Origin of the sequence: Shewanella sp. SW1 (genome assembly GCF_025653545.1) — a bacterium.
Lineage (GTDB): Bacteria > Pseudomonadota > Gammaproteobacteria > Enterobacterales > Shewanellaceae > Shewanella > Shewanella oncorhynchi.
In genome coordinates this window covers 96,523-108,778 of record NZ_JAKKSG010000003.1, presented here as the reverse complement: position 1 = coordinate 108,778, position 12,256 = coordinate 96,523, and the positions used below count along the sequence as shown (strand labels likewise).

Annotated in this window: 11 protein-coding genes; 6 read left to right on the top strand and 5 right to left on the bottom strand. The window is 45.9% G+C overall.

The genetic code is table 11. The features are described from left to right. Positions 1–178: 178 nt before the first annotated feature. On the top strand, positions 179–550 hold the full coding sequence (locus L5M71_RS03720) for a diacylglycerol kinase (RefSeq protein WP_028760259.1): 372 nt from the start codon (positions 179–181) through the stop codon (positions 548–550). Between the two features lie 10 nt (positions 551–560). Here L5M71_RS03720 and hdfR read toward each other — a convergent pair whose 3' ends face one another. Further along, entirely contained in the window at positions 561–1,430 is an 870-nt protein-coding gene (gene hdfR, locus L5M71_RS03715; protein ID WP_028760260.1) for an HTH-type transcriptional regulator HdfR, read from the bottom strand. Between the two features lie 108 nt (positions 1,431–1,538). On the opposite strand from hdfR, the gene L5M71_RS03710 reads away from it, so the two are divergent. The 3 genes from L5M71_RS03710 (at position 1,539) to L5M71_RS03700 (ending at position 4,258) form a co-directional block, all read left to right on the top strand. After that, a complete protein-coding gene (locus L5M71_RS03710) occupies positions 1,539–1,988 on the top strand; it encodes a DUF413 domain-containing protein (RefSeq protein ID WP_028760261.1) in 450 nt (149 codons plus the stop codon). A gap of 20 nt (positions 1,989–2,008) precedes the next feature. Further along, a complete protein-coding gene (locus tag L5M71_RS03705) occupies positions 2,009–3,016 on the top strand; it encodes a RimK family alpha-L-glutamate ligase (protein WP_263205460.1) in 1,008 nt (335 codons plus the stop codon). Between the two features lie 378 nt (positions 3,017–3,394). Next, a complete protein-coding gene (locus tag L5M71_RS03700) occupies positions 3,395–4,258 on the top strand; it encodes a hypothetical protein (protein ID WP_263205462.1) in 864 nt (287 codons plus the stop codon). 131 nt (positions 4,259–4,389) lie between these two features. On the opposite strand, the gene L5M71_RS03695 is transcribed toward L5M71_RS03700, so the two are convergent. Next, complete coding sequence (locus tag L5M71_RS03695) at positions 4,390–6,012, bottom strand: M28 family metallopeptidase (protein WP_263205465.1); 1,623 nt, start codon at positions 6,010–6,012, stop codon at positions 4,390–4,392. A gap of 210 nt (positions 6,013–6,222) precedes the next feature. Between L5M71_RS03695 and L5M71_RS03690 the strand changes: the two genes are divergently transcribed. Then, a complete protein-coding gene (locus tag L5M71_RS03690; protein WP_263205467.1) occupies positions 6,223–7,248 on the top strand; it encodes a GGDEF domain-containing protein in 1,026 nt (341 codons plus the stop codon). A 105-nt stretch (positions 7,249–7,353) separates the two neighbouring features. Here the strand turns inward: L5M71_RS03690 and L5M71_RS03685 are convergent, their stop codons facing one another. The 3 genes from L5M71_RS03685 to pdsO form a co-directional block, all read right to left on the bottom strand. Further along, the gene (locus tag L5M71_RS03685; RefSeq protein ID WP_219233729.1) at positions 7,354–8,061 is read right to left on the bottom strand and encodes a class GN sortase; all 708 of its coding nucleotides are present in this window, start codon (positions 8,059–8,061) and stop codon (positions 7,354–7,356) included. 10 nt (positions 8,062–8,071) lie between these two features. Then, entirely contained in the window at positions 8,072–10,378 is a 2,307-nt protein-coding gene (locus L5M71_RS03680) for a marine proteobacterial sortase target protein (RefSeq protein ID WP_263205471.1), read from the bottom strand. An 87-nt stretch (positions 10,379–10,465) separates the two neighbouring features. Further along, positions 10,466–11,296 carry a sortase-associated OmpA-like protein PdsO gene (gene pdsO, locus L5M71_RS03675; RefSeq protein ID WP_263205473.1) on the bottom strand — a complete coding sequence of 277 codons (831 nt, stop codon included), beginning with the start codon at positions 11,294–11,296 and terminating at the stop codon, positions 10,466–10,468. A 259-nt stretch (positions 11,297–11,555) separates the two neighbouring features. On the opposite strand from pdsO, the gene pdsR reads away from it, so the two are divergent. Next, a complete protein-coding gene (gene pdsR, locus L5M71_RS03670; RefSeq protein ID WP_006081337.1) occupies positions 11,556–12,248 on the top strand; it encodes a proteobacterial dedicated sortase system response regulator in 693 nt (230 codons plus the stop codon). Positions 12,249–12,256: the final 8 nt, after the last annotated feature.

Sequence of the window (12,256 nt, the reverse complement as noted above, 5' to 3'; positions counted from 1 at the left end):
CGAATGTTGATGATCAAATTTGCTCAGTTAATTGTTTATGCACTTTTCATCTCGGGCTATACTGCGGCCAAATTTATAACTCAGTCAAATGTTAACAAAGACAACAGTAGGGTTTATTCACCCTGTTTTGAATGAGCAGAACCTCAGCGCTTTGTCGCTAACGTCAATTGGAAACACTATGAAACCAGCCAATAATCACGGTATTAAGCGCATATTCAGAGCGACGGGATTTTCGATGAAGGGCCTAAAGGCCGCTTGGATCCACGAAGCCGCCTTCAGACAGGAATTAATCTTGACGATAGTCATGTTACCCGTAGCCTTATGGGTTGATATCAGCACTATTGAACGCCTTATGCTGATTTTCACGTTGTTTATCGTGTTGATTGTTGAGCTATTAAACTCGGCGATTGAAGCTGTGGTTGACCGTGTCGGCAGTGAAATACACCCGTTAAGTGGCCAAGCCAAGGACATTGCCTCGGCTGCCGTCTTTATGAGTCTTGCGCTTTGTGGATTAACTTGGCTGGTTGTATTAACGCCGCTAGTGCTTTAATTCTTAGTTTCTAAACCGTCGCATGAGCAATCATTGAGCCATCGTCCCTTAAAAAGTCAATGGCTTGTTTGATCTGGGCTAAGCGGTCATTCTCTGCCCAATACGCAAGATACACATTTCGTGAAATGGCATTCGCGCCGCTGACGAGATGCAATTCGCCGCCGCGCAATGCATGTTGCACTAGATGCTCAGGTAAAAATGCGCAGCCGCCATTATTCAAGATGAAATCTAACGCAATACGTGCTGAACTCGTGTGCAGCGTTGGCACTGGCAGCGAGGCATATTCCTGCGCGTGAACAATATTGAACGCCGTACCCCAATCGACTTTTACATATTGCCCCGGCACAACCGCTTTTACCGTTTGACCTTTTAAGCTCGATACCAACAACAAATTAATTTGCCCCAGTTGTACTATCTCAAATTGATCAAGCTTTGGCGGATCGAATGAAATCGCAATATCTAAGGTGCGATCCATTAGCTGACGCGTCATTGCATTCGCGGGTAGTACTTCCGTGCGCAACGCCACGCCAGGTAAACCGACATGCAGTCCCTGTAAATAACCTTGCAAGTAAGCGTCCCAAATATTCGGCCCTGCACCGATGGCAAGCTGCGTTGTCTGTAACTGGCTGAGGGAAACATCTTGCTTAGCCCGCTCCCATGCTGTTAACACCGCCTCGGCATGACCAAGCATACGTTCGCCTGCTGGCGTGGGCTGAATATTATTACGTTGCCGTTCAAATAAGGCGACACCCAAAATGCTCTCAAGCTGTTTCACCCTAAAGCTCACAGCGCTTCGGGTGAGGTAAAGATTCTCAGCCGCTTTACCAAAATGGCGAGTACGGGAGACTTCGAGAAAGGTTTTTAGTAAATCGGTATCCATAAAAATTCTTGACCAACATAGGCAAATTTTTTTGATTTATAAATCAATAATACTAGCCAATACTCCAGTTGCAAATCTTTGTATATCAAAAACTAGAGGGTATCTGCCATGTCTGAACAGTCTTTTTTTAACGCTAACAAGGGTTCTGAGACGTTTAACGGCTCAGTTGCTGCCAGTTTTGTCTCTCAAAAACGTTTCTACGACGACGCTAATTTCCCCAAAGGCTTTAAACGAAGCGGCGATTTTACCAATAAAGAAGCTGAACTCCTTGAATTGCATGGTCATGCGATGAAGAATTTAGCGGAAGGAAAAACGCTGCCTTGCACCTCTGATGAAGCCCAATTTGTGGAAGTCGCCAAAGGAAATATCGCGCCCAGTAGCTTGTTAGAGCAGATCTGGGTAAAGTATCGCAGGCTCGCCATGGGGAAACCCTTTTATGCCGTGGTTGGTACAGTGCATTTGCCTGCAACCAAGCCCGAGATAGAAATAGAGGCAGAGGCTGTATTTGATATTGAAGATGATGTTCAGGATGAACCTGAACCCGAGGATAAAGAATGAAGATTAAGGTTTGCTACTAAATGCGTGGTTGGATTTTATATAAAGAAACCGCGACTCAGCTAAAACCTGAATGGTATGAAATTGAGCGTCTACTGGCGGCAGCAAAAGCCGATAACATAGAGTTGGAAGTTTACGCACCTGATGAATTTGATCTGACTGTCACCAGAGAAGATAACAAGAGTATTTTATTGAATGGGCAAGCCGTCGAGCTGCCCGATTTTATCATTCCGCGAATGGGCTCAGGCACGACCTACTTTGCTTTAGCCATTATTCGTCACTTAGAAAGATTAGGGGTATATTGCCTCAATCCATCTAAAGCCATTGAAATCGTTAAAGACAAGTTATTCTCCCAACAATTGTTGGCCGAGAAAAATCTGCCTACGCCTAAAACCATGTTGGTTAAATTCCCCGTCGATATCGCCCTCGTAGAACGCCATCTCGGTTTTCCTGTGGTGATAAAAACACTTTCAGGCTCACAGGGCAGTGGTGTGTTTTTATCCCATAAGGCGCGTGAATTTGACGATTTAATGCAGTTGATTGAAGCGACCAATAAAAACGCTAACATCATTCTGCAAGAGTTTATCGCTAACAGTCATGGGCGCGATCTACGCGTATTCACTATTGGTGGTCGTGTGGCGGGTTGCTATGAAAGGCGTGGTCAAGAAGACAGCTTCAAAGCCAATGTCAGTGCCGGTGGTTCAGCGCGTCCATTTCAGATCACTCCTGAAATTGAATGGCTTGCCACCCAAACAGCCAATATTCTCGATCTTGATGTTGCAGGTATCGATTTATTGTTTGATAACGGCCATTACAAAATTTGTGAGGCTAACTCATCTCCAGGGTTTGAGGGCTTAGAGTCCTGTTTGAATGTGGATATTGCCGCGCAAATTTTGCATTTTATTCGCATCCGTTTAGGCATGTTTAATAAAGATGAACCAAGTAGCCCAAAAATCGTAGCTGATAGCGTAGAGGCTGAGACTTCTATCCCGTCACTTCTATCGTCTGCGTCCTCTATCGAGACGAAATAGAAGCACTAGGACATATCAATATCTAGCGGGATCGTACCGCTAGATATTCTCAATATCGATAATTCTCCTCCATGTTGTGTCTATATCCATTTGTATCTCGCCCCATCAATAACGCAACAATCCTAAAGCCGTTCAGGAAGGAAACACTTGCCCTTAGTCTTTCAATCCACAATTGATGTGATCGCTCACTCAAATTTCATTCAACCTCACGAGAACCAGCTCTACTTTTGTTTTGAATCACAATTTTTTGCATTTTTTAAAACATTTTGTTCACATTGAAAAATTTGCTGTTAAACTCCAAATGTTGTTTTTTTATGGCACTAAATTCTGACCTTATCGCTAAACATAATAAGAATAATGCAGGAGTCACTCCTTAACATGTCGAACCGCCTATTACCCCTAATCATAGCGTCACTGCTCAGCACTCAAGTGCAAGCCGATGATTTTACTATTCAGTTAGGCGGCTTTTATTCGCAATCAGACACCAATATGGAAGTCACTAACCCTATTTCGGGTAATAATTTCACCTTAGATTATGAGTCCGATCTACAACTTGCAGAAAACGAATTTTTACCCTTTATCGAGTTAAATTATCACTTTAACGAACGGCACAATATCTACCTAGACTGGAAACAGCTTCATCGTAACGCCGAAACCCAAGCCTTAACCAAACCCTTCCAGCTCGAGATTAACGACACCATTTACGATATCAAAGCAGGCGGTAATCTAAATTCAACCTTAAACATTGATGTACTGCGCTTCGGCTATGGCTATGATGTATTTCAAGGCAGTAACTATGATGTCGGTTTATCACTTGGTTTACATACTATGTTTATCAAGACAGGTTTTGAAGGGGTGATTGGTGTTTGCGCTTCATCGGAATTACTCAATAATGTCTGCGGTAGCCAAGCAATTCCGCGCATTGTTGACGAAAATGTCACTGCGCCACTGCCCGACATTGGCATATATGGTCAGTATGAATTTGTTCCTGGTTGGCAAATCACCAGCCATGCACAGTATTTTTACATCAAACTCAATGATGTCAAAGGCGAACTGGTTGATATTAAAGTGGGGGTTAATGCACAAATCACCCCAAACTGGCGTATGAGCGTGGCCTATAACTACTATAAAGTTGACGTTGATATCGCCCAAAATTCGCCGAATAAAGATACTCAAATCGCCGATTACAACATCTATTACAATTTTATTGGCCCTATGCTTTCTATCAGCTATTCCTTTTAATTCTATAAAAATTTCTTCCCATATTGTATTAAACACCCCTCTCGCTCAAACAGTTGCCCGAACCCTAGCCCAAATTAGTGCTAAAAAATAAGGGCGCCTACTGGACGCCCTCATGATCCAACCCATTAAGCCTATTTACGGCCATCCTGCTCACGTTTGGCTTTAAAGTCTGATGATTCAAGCCAATGGGGCCAATCTGAACCATTCGCTAAAGTGGTTATCATACTGGCGATCAAGTCTAGGTCTTGACTCACGCCCTCCAACGTCCAATTTGGATCATAATCATCGGCTCCTTGGTGATATTTATGCGCAATATAGTCAGGATCTGTATCCCCAAGACTCATAAATAACAATCCTGGTACACCTTGCTGGGCCAGCGCAAAATGGTCTGATCTAAACATCAATCCATTCTGTGGTCTTGGATCCGCTTTTACCGAACGGTCTTGGGCTTTGGCAGCTTTATCTAAGTATTGCTCCAACTCAGATACCCCTTCCCCATAGCGCAAAATGTAATCCACGCCTTTATTTACATTCATGCCATCGATATTTAAAAAGGCGACGATATTTTTGGTTGGCACACTGGGATGCTGAGCAAAATGCTGTGCACCAATCAGACCCGTTTCTTCTGCAGTAAAGGCACTGAAGAGCACCGAGCGATCCAGTGGCGCCGTCTTAGCTTGCTGTTTGAAGTAACGCGCTAACGCTAAAACCCCCGCCACACCGCTGGCATTATCGACCGCACCGTTTAAAATCTCTGACTTACCGTCTTCAATCACAGTACCAAGGTGATCCCAATGGGCATGCATCATCACCACTTCCTCGGGACGCGTTTTACCGGGCAGTAAAGCCGCGACGTTATGGGACTTGGCGTGTTCAATTTTATTGTTTAACGTGAGCTGCGCGCTCAACTTAAGTGGGATCGCATTAAAGTTTGGCTTGGCCGCTTGCCGTTTTAAGGTATCAAAATCCAATCCCGCTTTGGCAAAGATTTTTTGTGCGGCCTCGTGCTGAACCCAGCCCATCACGCCCACTTGACCTTGGTTATTATTGGCATCGACCAGAGTAAACTTAGTGCCCGTGTTGGAGTTTTGTACCACTCCCCAGCCATAGGCGGCTGGTGCGGTTTCATGGACAATAAACACGGCCTCAGCGCCTTGACGCGCCGCTTCCTCATATTTATAAGTCCAGCGACCATAATAGGTCATAGCATTGCCTTTAAATATTGTTGGATCTTGGGTCGCAAAGCCGGGGTCATTCACGAGTACGATGACCGTTTTGCCTTTTACATCTAACCCTTGATAATCATTCCAGCCATATTCGGGTGCATTGATACCATAGCCAACAAATACCACATCGCTTTTATTCAGGCTCACGGTGTCGGCGATTCTTTGGGTTCTCGCGGTAAATTCACTGCCATTAGCAAATTTAAGTCCACCGATATCAAGCTGCATGTTTTGATCGGCACTAATTTGCGCTAAAGGAACCGCCTGTAAATAGCTATCGCCAAATCCGGGTTTGAGACCCATATCTTTAAATGCTGTCACTAAATAGTCTAAAGTTAACCTTTCTCCTTCAGATAAGGGCGCGCGTCCCCCAAAAGCATCGCTCGCTAAGGTTTTCACATCGGTTCGGTATTGCACGAGATCGAGACTTTTCACAAATGCCGTTTCAGCAAAGACAGGTAATGAGATAGTGGCCAACAGACTTGTGGTTATGATTAAATTTTTCACAACTTTCTCCCAAGTTATTATCATTATTTGGTTTTAAGGATAGACTTTACCATATCATCTTTAATTTATGATGGAAGTCTTAGCGCAAACGGAGTCGCTACATCCAAGAGTAAACGGTAATCATGTCTCCATCTGACCGATATTCATGTCGTTGATCTAAACCTGACTGCAACAGAATAAAAAAATAGCGAAATTTTAAAATATCCGTGTATTTTCATTGAGTAAGGTAACAATATGTCGCTAGAGTTATTACAAGCCGCTGCACTGAACCTCAAAAAAGCAGTGCCTCTGATGCTCAAACATAAAATTCCGACCACCCCCGTTAACTATGCGCTTTGGTACACTTATGTTGGTGAACAAAATCCGGAGTTAAATCAACAACTCGATACTGTTATTGCCCAATACAATACTTGCCCTCCTGTCAGTAGCGAAATCTTGTATCGCCAATATGTTGCCGACCCAGTTGAACTCGATGTCAGAGAAATGCGCCAAAATCTGGATGCTATGGTGACTGAGCTTTCCCAATCACTCAAAGATACCAATCTAGATGCCAATGACTTCCAGTCGCGTATCGAAAGTAATTTTGAAAAGCTCAACCGCATCGAAGACGAAGGCTTTAGCGTCGAACAAGTACTCGATCTGGTCCGCAGCTTAGTGAAAGAGTCGGACAATATTCGCTCGAGCACAGAGTTCTTTACCGGTCAGCTGCAGAAGGCTCAAACCGAAATAAACGCACTAAAGAAAAAACTTGAACAAACAGAAAAAGACGTTCTCTACGATGCACTGACGGGCTGCTTTAATCGCCGCGCCTTTGACACTGATTTTGCAGGAATGATAGCCCAAGCCCCCTTAGGCACTTGTGTGATCTTGGCCGATATCGACCATTTTAAAGTGTTTAACGACACCTATGGCCACCAGCTCGGCGACCAAGTGTTACGCGCCGTGGCGAAACGGCTACAGGAATCCTGCCGCGATGGCACGAAACTGTATCGTTTTGGCGGTGAAGAATTTGCGATTATTGTTCCTAAAAGTCAGCTACGTATCGCAAGGCAACTGGCCGAAGCTATGCGCCGTGGACTCGAAAAACTCAGTTTAAAAGACAGACGCAAAGACGAACGCATCAATAATATCAGTGCTTCCTTTGGCGTCGCCCAATGGCAAGAAAAACAAACGGGGATGCAATTGATTGAAGCGGCAGACAAATTACTTTATGAAGCCAAACGCTTAGGACGAAATCGTGTGCTGCCTATCAGTAACTGATGGTTATAACTTAGCCTGAAGCCGATAATTCAGCTTCAGGCTAAGATGATTAACAAAGGAGCATTTTTTTGAAAGCTACATGAAGGATTTAAATTAGATTTCAGATTAATGTTTGAAACTGCGAGAAACAGTTCCAATATTCCCTTGCACGCCACTCCCTATTGAAACGGATACATTCGTACCGTGTGTTTCCATCGACTCATTTTCGACGGGTATCGCCTGCACCACAAACCGCAGTTCAGCACCACCTTGAAGTGAATCGAAGGGATAACACGTAATTAACGTTAAGCGATTATCATCGGATGGCGCCATAAATTGAGTTTCGGTTTCATGTACGACCTGAGTCGCCACCACTTCATAAATAATGTGATTGCCTTTAAGCGTTTGTAACGATAATCGACGCCCCACCGCCATGCCATTGAGTATCGCAAAATGCGTATCCCTGTGGCCGGCAATCACAGTATTGCCTTTTTGCCCCGCTGGCGCACTGGACAACACCAGACTCGGACCAAAGGCCAAATTTCGCCCAGAAGCCCCCGCAAGAACGTATAAACTGTCATTAAGCTCTGCTTCAATATTGTTGTTAGCCGCCACTTGCTCACGATGAATAGACAGCTTTGCCACGGGATAGGTATCCGCCCATGACCAAGGTTTATGGGATTGGCCATCAGCCAAGGTTTTAGTCCACGCCTGTTCAATCAAATACTGGGCAAAGTGTGCTTTAGCTTGCATATAGAGTCCCTTTCCTAACAATGTTGCGCCAATTAAAAATAATCCCACCACTAAAAATCGCTGTGTTCTGCTTTTGCTCATCGCGCTTAACTCATCGTTCACTGGTAAGTGCCACCAAGGCCGCCTTCTCTTCCCGTCTTTGTCGAAGAATCGATCCCGTAAGAATCAAAGCGAGTAGCAAGGTCAGCGCACCTAATAACATATCCAAACGACTTGAAGTCGCGGTTTGCGGCAAGGCTCCAAAAGGTTGCCAACCTAAGGGCAAGTGCTGACGAACCACGGCATCACGGCTCATTGCAGTTGAATCAATTGGGGTTAAGTCCACCGCCACTAAGCTGGTATAGGCGCTGACTAAGTGATAATTCATTGATAAGGCCGTCACTTGCTGTTTGACCTTGTCATCATTCGCGCCATTTTTACTCAACTCCAATGCACCAATCTGTTTACGCGCCCACAGCAAATCTAAACCCGCACCTTGATGGGTCATCAATCCTACGGAGTTGTCCTGCAGCGAGAGCGACTGTTGCCAGTTTTGATGCCCTTGGCGTCCTGAAATCACTAACTCCTGTGGCTCACGGGCGCTGCGCTTTAAACTCACGAGCACTGGCTCACCGCGGTACAGATCAGCAATAGGTGATGGCCAGTAATCGGGCACACTGCCATCATCAAAACGCACTTGAATATCGGTTAACACTGGATATTGAATTTTGCTGAGTAAGGCGCTGATCTTCTCATCGACTTCATCCACTTTGCCAATATAGGTAAAAGTGCCACGACCGAGTTCCGCCGCCCTTTGCATAAAGTGAGAATTAGGCGCCGAGCCTATGCCGACAGTAAATAGGCGACTCTCACCTATTTGATAACGGATCAAATCAAATAACGCTTGTTCATTGCCCACAGAGCCGTCGGTCATAAAGATCACTTGGCGCAAAGGCTGCGTTGCATCAAGCGATACACTGCCCAAGGATTTTGGCAAGGCAGCGTCCAGTGCTAACGCCATTTCAGTGCCACCATCGGCCTGTAAACGGCTCACAAATTGACGGGCCCGTGACAAATTCGACGAAGTCGCCGGCAATGGCACTGCAGAGAACTGAGACAAACTGGAGTTAAATTCGATAATGTTAAAACTGTCCTCCGGCTTCAGTCCTTTTAACGCGTATAACAGTGCATTTTTAGCTTGAACGATAGAATCCCCCGCCATAGAGCCCGAAGTATCAATCACTAAAATTAATTCACGGGACAAACTCGGCTGAGTACTTTTTTCAACCTTAGGAGGCAACACCATGACGAGACTGTAACTATCATCATTTACGCCGCTAGTTTTACTTGTCTCAAGTGTATCCTGAGACAAATTTTCGCCATCGAGCTTATGGGTTTTACCTTGCTGATTAAACACCCAAGCCATTGGGCTCGTGCCCTGCTTTACTCGCCATTGCAGCACAAAATCACGATTAGCGGGCACTCGTTGCGCCAGCGATACATCGACCGCGCCGCTGTTGTCTTGCTTGAGTTTGATGTCATGGTAAGGACTCTCAATGGACGCTTTATCAACCCCCTTTGCGAGTAAGACTTGAATGTCTGCCTTCAGCACAGGATCACGTCCACTGGCGCCGTCCCGCACTGGTGCCACAATCCGGTCAGCATCAAACACCTGCGAACTTGTCACTCGGCTTGATTGGCGCACCTGTGCCATAGGATCATGTGAGTCGCTAGCACTTGAATCCGATGTTAATCCCGGAATATAACGGGGCGCGACCACCAGCGGAAAACGTAAACTAAACAAACCATCTTCATATTTAATGGTCTCCTGATAGCTGATTTCTACAATCAGCTCCTCTTGAGGTGCTAGGTTTGCGACTTCGGTCGTGAACATATTAGGCCGCTCTTGGCTCACTAAGCTGGCACGTTTGCCTTCAGCTTTCGCTTGCTCAAAAATCTGCTTGGCATCGGCCTTAGGATGAATTTGCCCTTCGATCACTCTCTGGCCTATATGTAATCGCAACGAATCCACCGCAGCCTCATTGGGCAGCGGGAACAAATATTGCCCATTCAACACAAATTCAGTGTTGTTGCGAAAAACCTGTTTCACGCTCACGCGATTACTTAAGCCAGAGACTTGCATCGACACTTGTGTATCGAGCGGCAAAGATGGCACCCAAGCACCGCTCGGCTGGCGATAAAGCAACAGCCCCTGCGTGATATCATCGTAATTAATGATGTGTGACTCTGCACTATTTTGCCCGACCAATGCCGAAGCCATATTCTGTGGCGCAGACAATGTGCCGGTACTATTAGGCGAAGCCAATGCCACAAAGGGCAAACCCCAACACACGGCGGCACTGATCAGCAATACCGCTACCGCTTCACTCACTTCTTTTACCCTTTTCCCTGTGATCATCACAAAGGCTTCCTCTATTAACAAATATGAACTGATGTTGGTTGTCGTTAATATGAACGACGTAAAATGGACAGCTTAAATTGACCGCTAGTCAGCAGCGTGCCTTGCCGTCAAGGCCAAATGAGGCTGTAGTGTTAATGTCACGCGGCGGTCGAACACATCCGATTCTCTGTCTTGGTCGGCTTGCAAAGGCGATAAAGCGCCAAAGGCTTGAGTGGTCATACGCTCGGCAGTGACGCCTTGCTTAATCAGGTAGCCACGCACCTCCAGTAGACGCTGTTCAGAAAGGGCTTGGTTGTAACTCTCATCACCACGGCGGTCGGCATAGCCCTTCAGCTCAAGATTGAGTTCTGGTGATAAATTCATCACCTCAGCCACATCATCTAATTGGGGCAAAAAATGCGATTCAACCTCAGAGGAACCGGTACGAAACTGTACGCTAAGCCCCAAGGCGAGTTCACTGAGCAATTGACGTTGCGCTGACAGCAACTCATCAAGCTCTTGCTGCGTCTTGGTATATTCGCTCGCCCGTTTTTCGGCGGCTTGCTGTTTTACATTCCACTCGGATAACTGGGACTCTTGCAAATGGATCTGTCTTTGCTGAACGTGCAGTGTGTCTGTATCGCTGACCGATTTGCCAATTAAGGTGCCAGTGAACGCACCAATAATGGCCCCCACTGGACCACCGACTAACGCCCCCACTAAGGCTCCACCACCGAGGCCAATGAGGGCTTCCGGTTGTTCATCCTCGCTTGCGTATTCGTCATCCATCGCTATACCGCTTGCATAGGCATCATTTTCTAGGGTGAGGTCTTGTCCTATCACTTGGTTTTGCAGTGAAACCCGCGCCGACACACTGGCTATAGGTGCGCTTAATAAACTCAAAACCAATAGATTAATTAGTGTCTTTTTCATCATCTCATTCCTTTTTGATTATTAGCTGAGCTTGGACTCGTACCTGAAGCAATCCACTCAACACCACATCAGGTCAAACGGGTACAAAACTGAATGGGGCTATTAAACACAAGTGGAATGGCATGAGCAGGGATGGAAAATGGCAATACAACTATCAATTGTGGCAACAAAATGGCAATTGCATTTGTGGCCTTTTTTCTCGGGTAAAATCCTGTATAGTCACGAAAACTTACTCCCCCCAAGTCAATAGGAATACGGCTCTATGAAGCGTATCGCCATAGTGGAAGATGAAGCGGCCATTCGCGAGAATTACAAGGACGTGCTGCAACAACACGGTTACAGCGTGCAAACCTACGCCGACAGACCATCGGCCATGCTAGCCTTTAATACCCGTTTACCGGATTTAGCCATTATCGACATCGGCTTAGGTAATGAAATTGATGGAGGCTTTATGCTATGTCAGTCATTGCGCGCCATGTCGAGCACGCTGCCGATCATCTTTTTAACCGCCCGTGACAGTGACTTTGATACTGTGTGTGGCCTGCGTTTAGGCGCCGATGATTACTTGAGCAAAGAAGTGAGTTTTCCCCATTTAACCGCACGTTTAGCCGCATTGTTTCGACGATCTGAACTTGCGGCCAGCCAAACGGCGCAGGAAAACTTGCTCGAACGTGGCCCACTGACCATTGATGCCAACCGCATGCAAGTCTATTGGAACCAGTTACCAATCGAGCTTACCGTGACCGAATTTTGGATGGTGCATGCGTTAGCCAAACATCCAGGCCATGTACGCAGTCGCCATGAATTAATGCAAGAGGCTAAAATCTTTGTCGATGACAGCACTATCACCTCCCATGTGAAACGCATTCGCAAAAAGTTTATCGCTACCGCGCCAGAGTTTGATTGTATTGATACTGTCTATGGTATGGGTTATCGCTGGGACAGCTTGGCCTGATCTATGGC

Coding starts and splice junctions, on each gene's coding strand:
- L5M71_RS03720 (WP_028760259.1), top strand. CDS start 179: ATGAAACCAGCCAATAATCACGGTATTAAGCGCATATTCAGAGCGACG.
- hdfR (WP_028760260.1), bottom strand. CDS start 1,430: ATGGATACCGATTTACTAAAAACCTTTCTCGAAGTCTCCCGTACTCGC.
- L5M71_RS03710 (WP_028760261.1), top strand. CDS start 1,539: ATGTCTGAACAGTCTTTTTTTAACGCTAACAAGGGTTCTGAGACGTTT.
- L5M71_RS03705 (WP_263205460.1), top strand. CDS start 2,009: ATGCGTGGTTGGATTTTATATAAAGAAACCGCGACTCAGCTAAAACCT.
- L5M71_RS03700 (WP_263205462.1), top strand. CDS start 3,395: ATGTCGAACCGCCTATTACCCCTAATCATAGCGTCACTGCTCAGCACT.
- L5M71_RS03695 (WP_263205465.1), bottom strand. CDS start 6,012: ATGATAATAACTTGGGAGAAAGTTGTGAAAAATTTAATCATAACCACA.
- L5M71_RS03690 (WP_263205467.1), top strand. CDS start 6,223: ATGTCGCTAGAGTTATTACAAGCCGCTGCACTGAACCTCAAAAAAGCA.
- L5M71_RS03685 (WP_219233729.1), bottom strand. CDS start 8,061: ATGAGCAAAAGCAGAACACAGCGATTTTTAGTGGTGGGATTATTTTTA.
- L5M71_RS03680 (WP_263205471.1), bottom strand. CDS start 10,378: ATGATCACAGGGAAAAGGGTAAAAGAAGTGAGTGAAGCGGTAGCGGTA.
- pdsO (WP_263205473.1), bottom strand. CDS start 11,296: ATGATGAAAAAGACACTAATTAATCTATTGGTTTTGAGTTTATTAAGC.
- pdsR (WP_006081337.1), top strand. CDS start 11,556: ATGAAGCGTATCGCCATAGTGGAAGATGAAGCGGCCATTCGCGAGAAT.